Source organism: Nocardia iowensis, assembly GCF_019222765.1.
Classification (GTDB): Bacteria; Actinomycetota; Actinomycetes; order Mycobacteriales; family Mycobacteriaceae; genus Nocardia; species Nocardia iowensis.
The window spans coordinates 742,805-760,424 of the sequence record NZ_CP078145.1 but is presented as its reverse complement, the minus strand read 5'-3'; the positions used below and the strand labels follow the sequence as shown (position 1 = coordinate 760,424).

General features: G+C 66.7%; 13 protein-coding genes and 1 pseudogene. 5 read left to right on the top strand and 9 right to left on the bottom strand.

Features of this window, described 5'->3' with window-relative positions; all coding sequences use genetic code 11:
- Positions 1-3 precede the first annotated feature (3 nt).
- The 3 genes from cydB to KV110_RS03605 form a co-directional block, all read right to left on the bottom strand.
- Positions 4-1,035, bottom strand: coding sequence for a cytochrome d ubiquinol oxidase subunit II (gene cydB, locus KV110_RS03615; protein WP_218473439.1), 1,032 nt, complete (start codon positions 1,033-1,035; stop codon positions 4-6).
- 9 nt (positions 1,036-1,044) lie between these two features.
- Positions 1,045-2,541 carry a cytochrome ubiquinol oxidase subunit I gene (locus KV110_RS03610; RefSeq protein WP_218473437.1) on the bottom strand — a complete coding sequence of 499 codons (1,497 nt, stop codon included), beginning with the start codon at positions 2,539-2,541 and terminating at the stop codon, positions 1,045-1,047.
- 213 nt (positions 2,542-2,754) lie between these two features.
- Positions 2,755-3,675, bottom strand: coding sequence for an aminodeoxychorismate lyase (locus tag KV110_RS03605; protein ID WP_218473435.1), 921 nt, complete (start codon positions 3,673-3,675; stop codon positions 2,755-2,757).
- A 183-nt stretch (positions 3,676-3,858) separates the two neighbouring features.
- Between KV110_RS03605 and ygfZ the strand changes: the two genes are divergently transcribed.
- From ygfZ to KV110_RS03585, 4 genes are all read left to right on the top strand, one after another.
- Positions 3,859-4,971, top strand: a complete 1,113-nt coding sequence (gene ygfZ, locus KV110_RS03600; protein ID WP_218473433.1) for a CAF17-like 4Fe-4S cluster assembly/insertion protein YgfZ — start codon at positions 3,859-3,861, stop codon at positions 4,969-4,971.
- Positions 4,971-5,666: an MOSC domain-containing protein gene (locus tag KV110_RS03595; RefSeq protein WP_218473431.1), complete on the top strand. Its 696-nt coding sequence runs from the start codon at positions 4,971-4,973 to the stop codon at positions 5,664-5,666. Before ygfZ ends, KV110_RS03595 begins: the two co-directional genes overlap by 1 nt.
- Entirely contained in the window at positions 5,663-6,616 is a 954-nt protein-coding gene (locus KV110_RS03590; protein ID WP_218473430.1) for an asparaginase, read from the top strand. Before KV110_RS03595 ends, KV110_RS03590 begins: the two co-directional genes overlap by 4 nt.
- 176 nt (positions 6,617-6,792) lie before the next feature.
- Entirely contained in the window at positions 6,793-6,999 is a 207-nt protein-coding gene (locus tag KV110_RS03585) for a DUF3073 domain-containing protein (protein ID WP_107653982.1), read from the top strand.
- Between the two features lie 194 nt (positions 7,000-7,193).
- On the opposite strand, the gene purM is transcribed toward KV110_RS03585, so the two are convergent.
- The 6 genes and pseudogenes from purM to purF all read right to left on the bottom strand — a co-directional run bounded on the left by purM (position 7,194) and on the right by purF (position 16,089).
- The gene (purM, locus tag KV110_RS03580) at positions 7,194-8,270 is read right to left on the bottom strand and encodes a phosphoribosylformylglycinamidine cyclo-ligase (protein WP_218473428.1); all 1,077 of its coding nucleotides are present in this window, start codon (positions 8,268-8,270) and stop codon (positions 7,194-7,196) included.
- A gap of 159 nt (positions 8,271-8,429) precedes the next feature.
- Positions 8,430-10,124: an ABC transporter ATP-binding protein gene (locus KV110_RS03575; protein WP_218473414.1), complete on the bottom strand. Its 1,695-nt coding sequence runs from the start codon at positions 10,122-10,124 to the stop codon at positions 8,430-8,432.
- Positions 10,125-10,291: 167 nt separating this feature from the next.
- Positions 10,292-11,152: pseudogene (locus KV110_RS03570) on the bottom strand (ABC transporter permease); the annotation flags it as partial.
- A 92-nt stretch (positions 11,153-11,244) separates the two neighbouring features.
- Positions 11,245-12,255, bottom strand: coding sequence for an ABC transporter permease (locus tag KV110_RS03565; protein ID WP_246634676.1), 1,011 nt, complete (start codon positions 12,253-12,255; stop codon positions 11,245-11,247).
- 122 nt (positions 12,256-12,377) lie between these two features.
- Positions 12,378-13,994, bottom strand: coding sequence for an ABC transporter substrate-binding protein (locus tag KV110_RS03560; protein ID WP_246634331.1), 1,617 nt, complete (start codon positions 13,992-13,994; stop codon positions 12,378-12,380).
- Positions 13,995-14,487: 493 nt separating this feature from the next.
- Positions 14,488-16,089, bottom strand: a complete 1,602-nt coding sequence (purF, locus tag KV110_RS03555) for an amidophosphoribosyltransferase (protein WP_218473403.1) — start codon at positions 16,087-16,089, stop codon at positions 14,488-14,490.
- A gap of 232 nt (positions 16,090-16,321) precedes the next feature.
- Here purF and KV110_RS03550 point away from each other — a divergent pair, with 232 nt between their 5' ends.
- A complete protein-coding gene (locus KV110_RS03550) occupies positions 16,322-17,590 on the top strand; it encodes a YhgE/Pip domain-containing protein (RefSeq protein WP_218478148.1) in 1,269 nt (422 codons plus the stop codon).
- Positions 17,591-17,620 lie beyond the last annotated feature (30 nt).

Here is a 17,620-nt window from a genome sequence, read left to right as displayed (position 1 = left end):
GCCTCAGTCCTGCACGGGGCCAAGTGGCAACCCCACCGGGGCCGGAATCTGTTCGACCGTGATCCGCTTGCGGAACACCCAGTACGTCCAGCCCTGGTAGACCAGCACGACCGGGGTGACGAGCACCGCCGCCCAGCTCATCACCTTCAGCGTGTACGGCGTGGACGAGGCGTTGTGAATGGTCAGGTCGAACGCGGCATCGATGGTGGACGGCAGCACGTTCGGGAACAGCGACCCGAACAGCAATGCGGTCGCCGCGGCCACGGCGAGGGTGGTGCCGGTGAAGGCCCACCCGTCGCGGTCGGCGAACACCGCGACGGCAGCGGCGACGAGGCCGAACACCGCGAGCCCCAACGGAATCCACGTCCACCCGGTGCCGTAGGCCAACTGGGTCCAGAAGCCGAACACACCGACCACGACGGCGGTCGGCGCGAGCAGCAGCTTGGCGGTGCGCTGCGCGTCGTCACGCACCTCACCACCGGTCTTCAGCCCCAGGAAGATCGCCCCGTGCAGGGCGAACAACAGTCCAGTGGTCAGCCCGCCGAGCAAGGCGTACGGGCCGAGCAGATCCCACACCGACCCGGCGAACTGCTTCTTCTCGTTCAGCGGTACCCCGCGCACGATATTGGCGAAGACCCAGCCCCAGGCGAGTGCCGGTATCCAGGAACCGATGCCGATGCCGAGGTCGCACCGGGCCCGCCAGCGCGGGTCGTTGATCTTGCCGCGATATTCGATGGCACAGATGCGCAGGATCAGCGCGACGAGCAGCAACAGCAGAGCCAGGTAGAAACCGGAGAACATGCTAGCGTACCACTCGGGGAAGGCCGCGAACATGGCGCCACCCGCGGTGATCACCCACACCTCGTTGCCGTCCCACACCGGGCCGATCGTGTTGAGCACCACCCGCCTTCGGGTGTCCGAGCCCTTGCCGAGGATCGGCATCAGCATGCCGACCCCGAAGTCGAAGCCCTCCAGCACGAAGTAACCGGTGAACAGCACCCCGATAAGCACGAACCAGAACTCTTGCAAACTCATCGTCGGCTCCTAGTAGGCGAACGAAAGTTGTTCGACGGCAGGCTCTTCGGCGCGATGCCGACCCGGACCACCGGTATCGTCCTGCTCGACATCGACGGCGGCGGGCTTGGCCGGATCCGGTCCGTGGATCACGTAGCGCCGCATCAGGTAGAACCACACGACCGCGAGCGCGCCATACAGCAGCGTGAAGACGACCAGCGAAAAGAGCACCACGCCTGCCGAATGGTTCGAGACGCCCTCCTGCACGGTCAGCCGCAGCGCGAGATCTCCCGTCGGGTTCGGCGCGACAATCCAAGGCTGCCTGCCCATTTCGGTGAACACCCAGCCCGCGCTGTTGGCCAGGAACGGCGTCGGAATGGCCAGCAGGCTCAGCCAGGAGAACCAGCGCTGGTCCGGCACCCGGCCGCGCCGGGTGAACCACAGCCCGGCGAGCGCCAGCAGCATCGATCCAGCCGACAGGCCGATCATCGCCCGGAACGACCAGTAGGTGACAAAGAGATTCGGCCGGTAATCACCGACGCCGTACCGCTCGTTGTACGTCTTCTGCAGATCGACGACGCCATCCAGGGTGACTCCGCTGAATTGGCCCTTGGCCAGCCACGGCAACACGCCGGGCACGTCGATGACGTGGGTGACGCTGTCGCAGTTGTTGTGCGTGCCCACGGTCAGCACGGAGAACTCCGGGTCGGTCGCGGTGTGGCACAACGATTCCGCCGAAGCCATCTTCATCGGCTGCTGCTCGAACATCAGCTTGCCCTGGACGTCGCCGGTGTACACCAGCGCCGCCATCGACACCACACTGAGCAACATGCCCACCCGGGCCGCGGGACGCCACATGCTGCGCGCCTCGGCGAGCTTGCCCTGGTCGCCGCTGCGCGCGTTGCGGACCATCCACCAGCCCGCGATGCCTGCCACGAAAGTGCCTGCCGTCAAGAAAGATCCGGCGACGACGTGCGGAAAGGCGGCCAACAACGTGTTGTTGGTGAGCAGCGCGACGATGCTCTCGAGCTCGGCGCGTCCGGTCTCCGGGTTGAACCGCGCCCCGACCGGATGTTGCATGAACGAGTTCGCGGCGACGATGAAGTACGCCGAGGCGTTCACGCCGATGGCCACCATCCAGATCGCCGCGAGGTGCGCCAGTTTCGGCAGCCGGGACCAGCCGAAGATCCACAGTCCGAGGAAGGTCGATTCCATGAAGAAGGCCACCAGGCCTTCCAGCGCGAGCGGCGCGCCGAACACATCACCGACGAAGCGGGAGTACTCGCTCCAGTTCATCCCGAACTGGAACTCCTGCACGATGCCGGTGGCGACGCCGAGCGCGAAGTTGATCAGGAACAGCTTGCCGAAGAACTTGGTCAGCCGGAGCCAATGCTCCTTCCCGGTGATCACCCACGCCGTCTGCATGGCGGCGACCAGCGGCGCGAGGCCGATGGTCAGCGGCACCAGCAGGAAGTGGTAGACCGTCGTGATGCCGAACTGCCACCGCGAGATGTCGAGCGCGTTCAACCCGGCCTCCTAGTCGTCTACGACGTGACGTAGTAATACTACGTCGGAGGCCGGTGCCAACAATGAGTCCTACGCCACGACACACCGGGCCTTCAGGCCCTCAGCAGCGGTTTTCCGAGCTCACAACCGCCGCGCGGCCGGGCGAGTAGGACGCAGATCACGAGGCGGGGTTTCACTGCGAGGGCCATGGCAGATCAAGTCACCGCGGTCCCCTCACCACTCGTGTACGGCGCCCGCCCGCTCGATGCCGCGATCGACCAGATCGATGATCTCCTGGGCGTTGTCCGGCGCGGACATCCGCAGCCCGTCCAGCGAATTCACCCGCGCCGCCAGCGAGACGCTGGACATCATCCACACGCTGTCGCAGGTGAGCAGGTCGGCGGTGAACAGCGACTTGTAGATACACTCCCACCCGGCCTTCTCGGCCTCGATGAACAAGGCGCGCTGGGTGACTCCCGGCAGCACACCGTTCTTCGCGGGCGGCGTGATCAGCTGCTTGTCCCGCGCGATCACCACCGACGAACGCGGACCCTCCAGCACCCGGTTCTCGGTGCTGGTGAAGATCACGTCGTCGGCGCCCATCCGCGCCGCGAACCGCAGCGCCGCCATGTTGGACGCGTAGGACAACGTCTTGGCGCCGAGCAACTGCCACGGCGCCGCCTGCGCCAGGTCGATCGAGATGCCGCGCGAGAGGGTCACCACCGCAACGCCTTCGGTCCGCGCCTTCTGCACCCGAGCCGGCACCGGCAGCACCAGCACGTAGGCGGTCGGCACCGGCACGGCGGCCGCGAGATCACCGGTGGTCACCTTCTCGGCCACCCCCGAGAGCTCGGAGTCGCGCCCCCGGGTGAGCACCAGCCGCATCAACCCTTCGCGGTCGCTCCCCCATTCCTTCGCGGCCCGCTCGACCGCCTCCCGCCACCGCCCCAGTTCGGGCTCGGGTAGATCCAACGCCTGCGCCGAACGACGCAGCCTGCCTAGATGAAATTCGATCGCGCACGCGTTCCCCGCGCGCACCAGCACCGTTTCGAAAATACCGTCGCCGCGCAATACACCGATATCGTCGGCATACAACAACGGCGCGTCCGGATCCCGGACCGCGCCGTCGAGTGAGACAAGAACCCGATCTACCATGCGTCGAGAGTAGGCGGTGTTGCTGCGCCGCGCCTACGTCACGGCAGACTTCGCGGCATCTTTTACCGCCCGCTGCTCGAGGTTCACTCGGGAGTCGGTCCGACGTCTCGCACCGGACATAGCGAAGGGCTCCCCGTAGCCCCGGTTCGGACACCCGACTCCGGCCCCGCCTACAGTGGAAACGTGTCCGTGGTCGTTGCGCCCAGCCCTGTCCTCGCTGTTTCGGGAGCCGTCGCGGGAGCGCCGGAGTCACCCGACGCCGCCGTCGCGTGGCACTACGGTGATCCACTCGGTGAACAGCGCGCCGCGGTGGAACGCGCGGCGGTGGTCGATCGCTCGCACCGTTTCGTCCTGAGCATCACCGGCGCCGAGCGGCTGACCTGGTTGCACACCATCACCAGCCAGCACATCGCCGAGCTCGGCGACGGGCAGTCGGCGGAGAACCTCGACCTCGATCTCAACGGCCGGGTGCTGAACCACTTCGTGCTCACCGAACTGGCAGCCACGGTGTGGATCGACACCGAGGGCGACCGCGGCCCGGCCCTGCTGGACTTCCTGCGGAAAATGGTCTTCTGGGCCGACGCGCAGCCGACCGAGGCCGAGTACGCGGTGCTGAGCCTGCTCGGGCCGAAGGTCGCCGAAGTGCTTGCGACGCTGGGCATCGCGAGCCTGCCCGGCACCTACCAGGCGGTGGCACTGCCCGGCGGCGGGTTCGTGCGCCGGATGCCGTGGCCGACCGCGGACTCGTTCGATCTGCTCATCCCCCGCGCACAGCTCATCGAATGGTGGACCCGGTTGACCGAGGCCGGTGCCGAACCCGCGGGTATGTGGGCCTTCGAGGCACTGCGGGTCGCCGCGGTGCGGCCGCGGATCGGGCTGGACACCGACGAACGCACCATCCCGCACGAGGCACGGTGGATCGGTGGGGTGACCGAGTACGGCGCGGTTCATCTGGACAAAGGGTGCTATCGCGGCCAGGAGACCGTGGCGCGGGTGCACAATCTCGGCAAGCCGCCGCGCCATCTGGTGCTGTTGCATTTGGACGGTTCGGCCGACGAGCGTCCCGCGATCGGCGACGACATCACCGCGGGCGGCCGCACGGTCGGCCGCCTCGGCACCGTCATCGACCACTACGAACTCGGGCCGATCGCGCTCGCCCTGATCAAGCGCACCGTCCCGACGGACACCGCGCTGACCGCCGGACCCACCGCCGCCGCCATCGACCCCGATTCGGTGCCGGCCAACGACGCACCGCAGGCCGGCCGGCTCGCGGTCGATCGGCTCCGCGGCCGCTGATGCGACGCGGTGATAGCGGCCAGGTGCTGGCCGTGTGTGTGGTGCATGCCGAGCTCGAAGTGCCGACCAGGGTCGGCCGGACCGCGATCGACAAGCGGCCGCTGCCGGGCCGGGTGCCGGTGCGCACCCTCGGCCTGGACGGAGACCACGTGTGCGACGTCAAGCATCATGGCGGCGTGCACCAGCCGGTCTACGCCTACGCCGAGGAGGATGCTCGGCGCTGGGGCAGCGAACTCGATCGGGAGCTGCCCGCGGGCTGGTTCGGTGAGAACCTGCGCATCGCCGGGCTCCCGGTCAGCGACGCGGTGTTCGGTGCCCGCTTGGCCATCGGCGACACCCTGCTCGAGGTGAGCGCGCCCCGGGTGCCGTGCGCCACCTTTCAGCACTGGAGCGGAGAAGCCCAGTGGGTCAAGCGATTCGCGCGGCAAAGCGATACCGGCGCCTACCTGCGGGTGCTGACCGAGGGCACGATCGGCGCCGGCGACGAGGTGTCGGTGGTGCATGTCCCCGACCACGGCATCACCGTCCGTGACCTGTTCACCGGCAACGACCCGGAGTTGCTGGCGACCCTGCTCACGGCGGAGCCGACCATCTCCGACGACGTGCGGATGCAGATCGAACGCCATGCCCGCAGGCACGCGAAGAATCCGGCCACTCGACGTGGCGCCGAACTCGACATGGGAGCGCAACTGTGAGTGTGGAACTGGTCGAAGTAGTCCGCTCCGGCTTCCGCGAGTGCGTGCACCGCGGCTCGGCCGTCATCCTCGATTCCCAGGGCGAGCCGATGCTCGAACTCGGTGAGGTGCACCTGCCGATCTTCCCGCGCTCCACCAACAAGCCCATGCAGGCGATCACCCTGCTGCGCCACGGGTTCGAGCCGCTCGACGACGCGGAGCTGGCCATCGCGACCGCGTCGCACTACGGCGAACCGGATCACGTCGCACTGGTGCGCCGTCTCCTCGACCGCTTCGGTTTCGACGAGAAGTCGCTGGAATGCCCGCCGGATCTACCGGTCGACGACAAGGCGCGCGCGGCCGTGCTCTCGGGTTCGCAGGAACCGCGCCGGATCTACATGAACTGTTCGGGCAAGCACGCCGCGATGCTGGCGACCTGTGCGATCAACGGCTGGCCGACCGAAGGCTATCTGGACGAGGCACATCCGTTGCAGCAGGCGATCATCGCCACCGTCGCCGATCTCACCGGCGAACCGGAGACCGATCTCGGCATCGATGGTTGTGGCCTGCCGATCATTCCGGTCTCGTTGATCAACCTCGCCCGGGTGTTCGCGACCATGGCAACGGCCGCGCCCGACGCGCCGGAGCGCCGGGTCGCCGACGCCATCCGCGCCCATCCGCGAGTGATTTCCGGCACCAACGCACCCGATCTGCTGGCCATGCAGGCCACCCCGGGACTGGTCTGCAAGATCGGCGCGGACGGCGTGCACGCCGGTGCGCTGCCCGACGGAACGGCGTTCGCATACAAGATCGACGACGGGCACGACCGTGCCCGAATGCCCCTGACGCTGGCCATTTTGCACCGGATCGGAGTGGACTGGAGCGATGCGCACGCGGAGCTCGCGGCCCCCGCGGTGCTCGGCGGCGGTGCCCGGGTCGGCGTGATTCGCGCGATCCCCGGGGTGCTCTAGCCGGACCGGCCGAGGGCGACAACCGGGCAAACGGAACCTCTTCAAGAGTTCTTCACCCACTCCTGGAAGCGAGACCGCCGGACACACGCTAAAGTGTCTGTCAGGAAGAGTATTAATTCGAACGGGGCCGCCAACCAAACCCCAGGCCGCCCCGCAGTGACGCGAGGGGGTCAGCCATGGGCCGTGGCCGGGCTAAGGCAAAGCAGACCAAGGTCGCACGCGAGCTGAAATACAGCAGCCCGCCGAGCGACTTCGCGAGCCTTCAGCGCGAGCTTTCGGGAAGCCCCAACTCTCAACGGAGTGGTGTGCTGTCCGATGAGCACGACGCGGACAAGTCCTCATCCAAGTGGGAAGAGGACGACTACGACGACTGGCGCCGCTGACTCGGAGCAACGTCTGAAGGGGGAGGTCGACGTACCTCCCCCTTCAGGCGTTGCCGCGCGTTGACGGATACCGCCGAAAAGGCTTACAACGCACCAGCGTCCCGCATCTGAACGATGCGGGACGCTGGTGTTATTTGCCGCGCGGGCGCGGCGTGTTCGCAAGACTCGCGCTGTGGTGGGTGGGTTGTGCTGGACTAGAACCTCGGGTGTTCGCCGACGAGGACGGCGCGTAGGGCGTCGGCGTCCTTTGCCTTCTTGACGGTGCCGAGGGTCCAGCATTCGATGTGGCGCGCGGTCAGCACGGCCAGGGCTCGGTCGACGTCTTCGGGGGCGACGATGGCTACCATGCCGACGCCCATGTTGAAGGTTTTCTCCATCTCGACGCGTTCGACCCGACCGCGCTGGGCGATCATCTTGAAGACCGGGGCCGGGTTCCAGGTGCCGCGATCCAGTTCGGCCACCATGCCCGCGGGCAGCACTCGGCCGAGGTTGGCGGCGAGTCCGCCGCCGGTGACATGGGCGAAGGTGCGCACGTCGGTTTCGGCGATCAGGGCCAGGCAGTCCTTGGCGTAGATCCGGGTCGGCTCCAGCAGCTCCTCGCCGAGGGTGCGGCCGAACTCCTCGATATGCCCGGTGAGGGACATGCGATCGATGTCGAGCAGCACCTTGCGGGCCAGGCTGTAACCGTTGGAGTGCAGGCCGGACGAGCCCATCGCGATCACCACGTCACCGGGACGCACCCGGTCGGGACCGAGCACCGCGTCGGCCTCCACCACGCCGACACCGGTCGCGGACAGGTCGTAGTCGTCCGGGTCCATCAGGCCGGGATGCTCGGCGGTCTCGCCGCCGAGCAACGCGCAACCGGCCCGGACACAGCCCTCGGCAATGCCGGAGACGAGTTCGGCGACCTTCTCCGGCACGACCTTGCCGATGGCGATGTAGTCCTGCAGGAACAGCGGCTCGGCGCCGCACACGACGAGATCGTCGACGACCATCGCGACCAGGTCGAGTCCGACGGTGTCGTGCTTGTCCATCGCCTGCGCCACCGCGATCTTGGTGCCGACCCCGTCGGTGGAAGCGGCGAGCAGCGGTTCGCGATAGCCGCCCTTGAGCGCGAACAGTCCGGCGAACCCGCCGAGGCCACCTTGGACCTCGGGTCGGCTCGCCTTCTTCGCCAATGGCCCGAACAACTCGACTGCGCGGTCACCTGCCTCGATATCCACGCCTGCCGCGGCGTAGGAGGCACCACCACTGGGGGTCTGTTCAGTCATTTTCGGGGAAAGCTCCAAACCGAATCGGCGGATAGATGCCTGCTCACGCTACCGGAACCCGATAACGACCCTGCAGCTTGTCCCGCCTCCCCGCGCCTTTTGCCGGGCGCGAGTACCGCGAGACTTGTCAACCGGGCTGGGCGTAAGTTGCCGCTGCCCTTATCCGCTCCGTTCGGTAGCGAACAAAGCCGCGGTTTCCGCCCGGCGTCTGCGCTGCTCCACCGGATCGGGCACGGGCACCGCGGCCACCAGACGCTGCGTGTACTCCTCTTGCGGAGCGCGCAGGATGCGATCCCGATCGCCCTGCTCGACCACCGCGCCATTGCGCAGCACCACGATTCGGTCGGCCAGCTGATCGACGACCGCGAGATCGTGACTGATGAACAGGCAGGCCCAACCACATTCGCGTTGTAGCTGCCCGAACAGTTCCAGCACGGCGGCCTGCACGGAGACGTCGAGCGCACTGGTCGGCTCGTCGGCGACCAGCAGATCCGGGTCCAGGACCAGGGCCCTGGCCAGGCTGGCGCGCTGGCGCTGACCACCGGACAACTCGTGCGGATACCGCCGCTCGGTGCCCTCGGGCAGTTGCACATCGTCGAGCAGTTTGCGCACCCGCGCCTTGATCTCCGCGGTGCTGCCCATCTTGTGCACGATCAGCGGCTCCGCGACACACTCACCGACGGTGAGCCGCGGATTCAGCGAGCTGGCCGGGTCCTGGAACACGAACCCGAAGCGCCGCCGGATCGGCCGCAGCTTGCGCCCGGACAATCCGGCGATGTCTTGCCCGCGCACCTTCACCACACCCGAGGTCGGCCGTTGCAGCGCGGCGACACAGCGGCCGATGGTCGACTTGCCCGACCCGGATTCGCCGACCAGGCCCAGGGTTTCACCGGGCCCGATCCGGATGTTCACGTCGTCGACCGCGCGGAACGGCGGCCTGCCGAACGAGCCAGGGAATTCGACAACCAGGTCGCACACCTCGAGCACCGGCTCGGCGGACGGCGCGACCTCTTCGGCCGGGCCGTGCGCCAGTTGCTCGGTGCCGAGGTGCGGAACGGCCGCGAGCAGTGCCCGGGTGTAGTCCGCCTTGGGACTGGCGAACAACTCGTCCACCGGCGCCTGCTCGACCACCCTGCCGTTGCGCATCACCACGACCCGGTCGGCCAGGTCGGCCACCACGCCCATGTTGTGCGTGATCAGCACGATGGCGCTGCCGATCCGGTCGCGTAGGTCACGCAACAGCTCAAGGATCTCCGCCTGCACCGTCACGTCGAGCGCCGTGGTCGGCTCGTCGGCGATGATCACCTTCGGCTCGCAGGCGATCGCGATGGCGATCACCACGCGCTGCTTCTGGCCGCCGGAGAGCTGGTGCGGGTAGTAGTTCACCCGATGCTCGGGGTCGGGAAGGCCGACCATGCGCAGCAGTTCGATCGCGCGAGCCTTCGCGTCCTTCTTGCTCATCTCCGAATGCGCGCGCAGCGCCTCGCCGATCTGGAAGCCGACGGTGAACAGCGGGTCGAGCGCGAGCCCGGGCTCCTGGAACACCATCGAGATGGCACCGCCGCGCACCGCGGTCAGCTGCCGCTCGTTCATCGAGGTGATGGTCTCGGTGCCGAGGGTGACCAGACCGCGCACCCGCGCGGTCAGCGGCAGCAATCCCATCGCGGTGCGCGAGCTCACCGACTTGCCGGAGCCGGACTCGCCGACGATGGCGAGCACCTCACCCGGGAACACCTCGTAGGAGACGTCGGAGACCGCGTAGACGGGTCCGGCGTCGGTGGCGAAGGTGACCGACAGCGATTCGATGGACAGCGCCGGTTTGCTCCGGTCGGCCACCGCGGATGAGTTGATCATGTGGTCTCCTTCCCGGCAGTGCCGTCCTTCACCAGATCGACATCGTTTCCGGCGGGCTTCGCGCCCGCGGACTCGACATCGGCTGTGTCGGTGCCACTCTCGAGTTCGGTCGGGGCGACTTCGATGCCTGCGACGGTGATCGCGTCGCCGGGTGCCGCCGCGACCGAGCGGCGGGTACGCAGGATCGGGTTGAGCACCTCGTTCAGGCTCTCGCCGACCAGGGTCATGCCGAGCACCACGAGCACGATGGCGAAACCGGGGAAGATACCGGTCCACCAGATGCCGTTGGAGACATCGGACAGAGCCTTGTTCAGGTCGTAGCCCCACTCGGCGGCCTGGGTCGGCTCGATACCGAACCCGAGGAAGCCGAGCCCGGCCAGGGTGAGGATGGCTTCGGACCCGTTCAGGGTGACGATCACCGGCAGCGACTGGGTGACGTTGGCGAAGATGTGCCGGAACAGGATTCGCGTGGTGGACGCGCCGGTGACCCGGGCGGCATCCACGTACGGTTCGTTCTTCACCGCGATGGTGGCGTTGCGCACCACCCGGAAGTATTGCGGCACAAAGACGGCCGTGATCGCCACCGCCGCCGACAGCACGCCGCCGAAACTGGTCGACCGGCCGCCCGAGACCACGATGGACACCACGATCGCCAGCAGCAACGTCGGGAAGGCGTACATCGCGTCCATGAACAGCACCAGCACGCGGTCAAGCCAGCGGCCGATGTAGCCGGACACCAAGCCGAGCGGCACACCGATAAACAGTGAGAGCACCAGCGAGATCGCGATCACGAACAGCGCGGTGCGGGCACCGAAGATCACCCGGGAGAACACGTCCTCGCCGCGTACCGAGGTGCCGAACCAGTGGTCCGCCGACGGCGCCTGCTGTCGCGCGAAATCGACGCCGTCGGCGGCGCTTTGCGCGAAATCATAGGGCGCGATCAGCGGCGCGAAGATCGCCGCGAGCACGAAGATCGCGACCAGGGTCAGGCCGAAGATCAGGGTCACCCGTTGCAACCCGGCGGTCATCGAGAACAAGCGCAGACCGGGCACGCCCCGGCGAACCGCGGGCGGTACCGGCGGCACGATCACCGGCTCATTGAGCAATTCCGGTGCGGTCATCAGAACCTCACCCTCGGATCAATCAGTGCCACCAGGGCATCCACCAAGAAGCTCATCACAGCGACGACCAGCGCGATGAACGCGACAATGCCCTGCACGGCGATGAAGTCACGCGCCGACAGATACGTCGCGAGCTGATAGCCGAGACCCTTCCATTCGAAGGTGGTTTCGGTCAGCACCGCGCCGCCGAGCATCATGGCGATCTGCATACCCATCACGGTGACGATCGGAATCATCGCGTTGCGGAAGGCATGTCGTCCGGTGACGACCCGCTGGGAGAGGCCACGCGCCCGCGCGGCATCCACGTAATCGGCACGCAGCGTCTGGATCAGGTTGATCCGCACCAGCCGCAAGAAGATCCCGGCAGTGAGCAGACCGAGCGCGATCGCCGGTAGCACAGCGTGTTCCAGCACATCGAGCAGATATCCCGCGTCACCGTAGAGGATGCCGTCGATCAACATGATGTTGGTCTTCGGCGAAACATGTTGCAGCTGCAGCTCGACATTGGTGCTGGCCCGGCCCGCCACCGGCAGCCAGCCCAGCTTGACCGCGAAGACCAGCTTGAGCAGCAGACCGACGAAGAACACCGGCGCCGCGTAGGCCAGGATGGCGAACAACCGCAGACCGGTATCGGTCGGCGAATCACGCCGGGTCGCGGCGTATCTGCCCAGCGGTACACCGACGGCGAAGGCCACGATCAGTGCCCAGAACATCAGCTCGAGCGATGCGGCGCCATAGGTCATCACCACTTCGCTGATCTGCCGATTGTCCTGCGATTTGCCGAAATCCCCGCTCAGTAGACCGGTGATGTACTCCCAGTACTGAGACAGGATCGGCCGGTTCAGCCCCGCCGCCTCCTTGCGAATCTCGATCTGCTCCTGGGTCATTCGCCCACCCATGGCAGCGCTGATCGGATCACCGGCCACGCGCATCAGGAAGAACACGACGGTGACCAGAATCCACGCGGTCACCGGAATCAGCAGCAGCCGCACGCCCAAGTAGCGCAGCAGTGCGAGCTGGCGAGAATCGCTCCCGCCCTTCCCTTTCCGTGGCACGCCGAAGCGCCGGGCCCGGGCCGGCGCTGGCTTCGTTTCTGGAGCAGCTATCGTCCCGGGCCCGGCTTCGCCGGATGTCACTTGCTCAGCACCGTGTAACGGAACTTGAACGAAGCGTCGAGAGTGTCCTCCACTCCCTGCACGTTCTTACCCGAGACGGCGATCTGCTTGCCGGACAACAGCGGAACGATCGGCAGGTGGTTCTGCGCGAGGTCACGCTGCACCGTGGCGAGGAGCTGGAGCCGCTTGGCCTTGTCGCTTTCGGTGGCCTGGCCGATCAGCTGAGCGTTGATGCTCGGGTCCTCGAAGTGCGACTCGAGGAAGTTGTTCGGGCCGAAGAACGGGCTCAGGTAGTTGTCGGCGTCCGGGAAGTCCGGGAACCAACCGAATTGGTAGAGCGGGTACGAATCGCGCGCCCGTTCCCGCTGGTAGCTCACCCATTCGGTGGACTGCAGGTTCACCCGGAACAGCCCACTGGCTTCCAGCTGCGACTTGATCGCGGCGTATTCCTCGGAGCTGCTCGAACCGTAGTGGTCCGGGTTGTACTGCAGGTTCAGCTCGACCGGCGTCGCGACGCCGGCGTCGGCGAGGAACTTGGCGGCCTTGTCCTTGCTCGGATCAGCGCCGTAGATCTCCTTGAACGGCTCCGTCGCACCCGGAACACCCTGTGGCACCGACGAATACGCCGGCGTGTAGGTCCCCTTGTACACATTCTTGGCCAGCGCTGCCCGGTCGACCGTGGACGCGAGGGCCTTGCGCACGGCCAGCTTCTGCTCCGGGGTACCGCCCGGCATGGTGTTCATGTTGAACACGATGTACCGCAGCTCGCCGCCGGGGCCCTCGTGCACGGTGACCTTGCTGTCGCCGCGCAGCGAATCGATATCGGTGGGCGTCAACGAACGGTAGGCAACATCGAGCGACCCGTTCTGCAGGTCGAGCTTCATGTTGTCGGTGGTGGCGTAGTACTTGGTCGACACCGTCTTGGTCTTCGGTGTACCGAGGATGCCGTTGTAGTCCGGGTTCGCCCGGTATTCCACCAGCTTGTTCTTGTCGTAGCTGGCGATGGTGTACGGGCCCGAGTAGCCCTTGTTCTTGACCACTTCCTCGTCGGCCATCACCCGGTCCGGCGCGTACACCTTCTCGTCGACGATCGGACCCGCCTGGGTCGGCAGGATCGCCGGGAAGGTCTGGTCGTTGGCGACCTTCAGCGTGAAGTTGACGGTGCGGTCGTCCGGGGCATCGGTCTTCTCGAGGTTGCTGAGCAACGCCGCGGGACCGTTCGGATCGTTGATCTTGACCAACCGGTCGAAGGAGAACTTGACGCTCTTGGCGGTCAACGGGTTTCCGTTGGCGAACTTCAAGTTCGGCTTCATGGTGCAGCTGTACACCGTCGGGCTGGTGAACTCGCACTTCTCCGCGGCGTCCGGCTTCGGCGTCGCGTCGCCGGGCGCGAAGTTCAGCACGTACTGATAGAACTGCGTTTCCGCGACCAGGGAGCCGTTGTCGTAGGCGGCTGCCGGGTCGAGCGAGAAGATTTTGTCCGTGGTGCCGGCCAGCAAGCCGCCACCGTCACCACCATCACCGGTCCGGCCGGAACCGCAGCCCGCCAAGGCGGACGCCACCAGCGACGCCAGGCCGACGGCCGCGATAGTTCGCGTCCGGGTCCGGCCCCCAGGTGTCCTTGAAACCAACATCAGGGCCCCACTTCTCGAGCGCCGCACCGCGTTGTCCTGGATCGCAGGCCCGGTGCGGACACAATGAACTTCCGATCTGACGGGCACCGTACCCACGAACCATTTCCTGCACGTTGCGTTTTCACAGAAAAAATCACCGGGGTGTTAGCAGGCGTTGCAAATAGCGCACCAGGGGGGCCGGATCACCGGACGAATGTCCAGGATTGCACTAGATCATCAGCTGTAGTGTCCCGAGGACGCCATGGCACGTCACCGGACAGGAACCCGCTCGCACCGGCGACGCGCACGCTCGACCCGCCGTACGCATCCATGTTCCGGGCGTGACTCAGCGCCCTGAATCGGTGATCACCAAAGAGAAGTATTCGCCCCACGTTCGAATCGGCGGGGCATATTCTCCGGCCATGACGCGGCTACAGACCGCATCCGACTGCGCGCAAGGGATGTCGGGGTTCCCGGCATTTATGGACGGTGATGAATCATGGACGAGCCATGATCACGGACGGCTCAGCGCGCTCGCATTCGCGTTCTCGCCCAGCAGCATTGCCTCGGGCTGCCCGGTGAGCATGCCTTCCAGCAGGTTCTTGCCGATGGCCGCCTCGGTGGGCAGCGCGATCGGGTAGCTGCCGTCGAAGCAGGCGCAGCACAGCCGGGAGCGCGGTTGTTCGGTGGCGGCGATCATGCCCTCGGTGGAGATGTAGCCGAGGGTGTCGGCGCCGATCGAGCGGCGTACGCCCTCCACCATCTCGTCGAAGCTGCCTTCGGCACCTGAACCGTTGGCGATCAACTCGGCGGGCGAGGCGAAGTCGATGCCGTAGAAGCACGGCCACTTCACCGGCGGCGACGCGATCCGGACGTGGATCTCCAGCGCGCCCGCCTCGCGCAGCATGCGGATCAGCGCGCGCTGGGTGTTACCGCGAACGATCGAATCGTCCACCACGATCAGTCGCTTGCCGCGAATGACCTCGCGCAGCGGGTTGAGCTTGAGCCGGATGCCGAGCTGACGGATGGTCTGGCTCGGCTGGATGAAGGTGCGCCCGACATAGGCGTTCTTCATCAGGCCCTGGCCGTAGGGCACGCCGGAGCCCTGTGCGTAGCCGACGGCGGCCGGGGTGCCGGATTCGGGCACCGGGATCACCAGATCGGCCTCGACCGGATGCTCCTTGGCCAAACGGCGGCCGATCTCGACCCGGGTGGCGTGTACCGAGCGGCCTGCGATGGTGCTGTCCGGCCGGGCCAGGTACACGTACTCGAAGACACAGCCCTTGGGCTCGGGGTTGGCGAAGCGCATCGACCGCACACCGTCGGCATCGATCGCCAGCAGTTCGCCGGGTTCGATCTCACGGACGAACGCGGCGCCGACGATGTCCAATGCCGCGGTTTCGCTGGCAACAACCCAGCCACGGTCCAGCCTGCCGAGGCACAGCGGGCGGACACCGTGCGGGTCGCGCGCGGCGTAGAGGGTGTGCTCGTCCATGAAGGTCAGGCAGAACGCGCCACGCAGCGTCGGCAGCAGCTCCATCGCCGCCTGCTCGATGCTCGAATCCGCGGACGCGTGCGCGAGCAGCGCGGTGATCACGTCGGAGTCGGAAGTCGCGGCGATCGGCTGCGGGCGGCCGTTCGCGACGGTGGCGCCGATGAGTCCGAGTTCCCGTGCGCGACCGGCCAATTCGGCGGTATTGACCAGATTGCCGTTGTGGCCCAAGGCCAGTCCGGAACCGACCGAGGTGGTGCGGAAGATGGGCTGGGCATTTTCCCAGGTCACGCCGCCGGTGGTGGAGTAGCGGCAGTGACCGACGGCGATGTGGCCCGGCATGGCGGCCAGCGTCTGCTCGTCGAATACCTGACTGACCAAGCCGAGATCCTTGAAGACCAAGATCTGCGAACCGTCGGATACCGCGATGCCCGCCGCCTCCTGCCCGCGGTGCTGCAGCGCGTACAAGCCGTAGTACGTGAGCTTCGCCACGTCCTCGCTCGGCGCCCAGACTCCGAACACGCCACACTCTTCGCGTGGCTCGTTCTCGACCTGATCGGGGGTGGCGGTTGAGCCATTGACATCGGAGATCGGGCTGTCGACCGGCAGTTCGGCGTTGGTCACCGTTTGCTCCCTGTTCGGGCGGGCTGGGGGCACGTTTCATTCTACGGGTGAAACTTCGTTCGCGATCACCGCTACCGCATACGAGCAGCAATCGGCGCGGCGCACGGGTCGGGACGTCGGCGCGCCAGCTGTTACGGTGCGAGCCGTGACGACTACCGACAGCGCGGACACCGGCAGCGGGGCGGGATCGAACACAGGAGCAGCGGCGCCGCAGCGCCGACCATGGGCTCGCATGGTGCTGTTTCCCATCGGAGTGCTCACCCTCCTGACGGCTCTGCTCGGCATCATGTACCTGGATTACGTCGTCGATCCGGAGAAGAATCTGCACGATTTCCCCATCGCGCTGGTGAACCAAGATGTGGGCGATGTCATCGGCACGGCCGATCGGGCGCAGCAGGTGAATTCCGGTAACCAGATCACCGACGCGCTCGTCAAGGGGGTGCCGTCGGACAAGGTCGACCTGCATGTGATCAGCATCAGCGAGGCCGAGCGGCAGATGCAGTCCGGTGAGGTCTACGGCGCGATCGTCATCCCGAGCGATTTCAGCAAGCGGCTCGGCATTCTCGGCGTCGGCAGTGTGATTCCCGGCGACATGGAGCGCCCGATCATCACCCTGCAGACCAATCCGCGGACCGGCGCGTTCGGCACCCAGATCGTGCTCCGGGTTGGCAATCAGGCGCTGACCGAGGTGAACAAGCAGGTCGGCAAGCAGCTCACCGACCAGGTGACCGAGCAGCTGAAGCCGCAGCCCGGCGGGCCGCCCGCGCCCGAGCTGTCCGGTGCCAGCAGGGTCGCTCTGGCCGATCCGGTGAAAGTTGTTGTCCAGCAGTATCATCCATTGCCCGATGGCACCGGCCAAGGCCTCACCGCGTTCTTCTACGCGCTGCTGTTGCTGCTCGCCGGGGTGGTCGGCGCGATGGTCATCCACACCATGATCGACGCCCAACTCGGCTTCATCCCCACCGAATACGGGCCGTGGTTCGTGCACTACCCGCCCACACCCATCTCGCGTTTCCGCACCCTGCTGATCAAGTGGGGCGTCATGGTGGTGACCGCGAACATCGTCTCGGCGGTCTTCCTCATCGTCGGCAAGGCCCTGGACATGCCGATCGACCACCCGCTGGCACTGTTCCTCTACAGCGCGCTGGCCATCATCGCCGTCGGCATCACCGGCCTGTCCACGCTGGCCGCGATCGGCTCGGCCGGCCTGCTGGTCAACCTGATCCTGTTCATCATCCTCGGCCTGCCCTCCTCCGGCGGCACCGTCCCGATCGAGGCAACCCCCCAGTACTTCGGCTGGCTGGCCTCCTTCGAACCGATGCACCAGGTCTTCCTCGGCATCCGCGCCATCCTCTACTTCGACGCCAACTTCGAGTCCGGCCTCGCCCGCGGCGTCTGGATGGCCCTCGCAGGCCTAGCCATCGGCCTCACCTTCGGCGCCCTCATCACCCGCTTCTACGACCGCAAGGGCCTGCACCGCAGCAACCGCGTGACCACCTGACCGCAAGTGGGCCCGTGCGTGGTGCGGGAT

Bases quoted from the DNA above. Each gene is read 5' to 3' on its own strand.
- KV110_RS03595 (WP_218473431.1), top strand. From the start codon at position 4,971: ATGCGACGCGGTGATAGCGGCCAGGTGCTGGCCGTGTGTGTGGTGCAT.
- KV110_RS03560 (WP_246634331.1), bottom strand. From the start codon at position 13,994: ATGTTGGTTTCAAGGACACCTGGGGGCCGGACCCGGACGCGAACTATC.
- purM (WP_218473428.1), bottom strand. From the start codon at position 8,270: ATGACTGAACAGACCCCCAGTGGTGGTGCCTCCTACGCCGCGGCAGGC.
- cydB (WP_218473439.1), bottom strand. From the start codon at position 1,035: ATGAGTTTGCAAGAGTTCTGGTTCGTGCTTATCGGGGTGCTGTTCACC.
- KV110_RS03575 (WP_218473414.1), bottom strand. From the start codon at position 10,124: ATGATCAACTCATCCGCGGTGGCCGACCGGAGCAAACCGGCGCTGTCC.
- KV110_RS03605 (WP_218473435.1), bottom strand. From the start codon at position 3,675: ATGGTAGATCGGGTTCTTGTCTCACTCGACGGCGCGGTCCGGGATCCG.
- KV110_RS03585 (WP_107653982.1), top strand. From the start codon at position 6,793: ATGGGCCGTGGCCGGGCTAAGGCAAAGCAGACCAAGGTCGCACGCGAG.
- KV110_RS03550 (WP_218478148.1), top strand. From the start codon at position 16,322: ATGGTGCTGTTTCCCATCGGAGTGCTCACCCTCCTGACGGCTCTGCTC.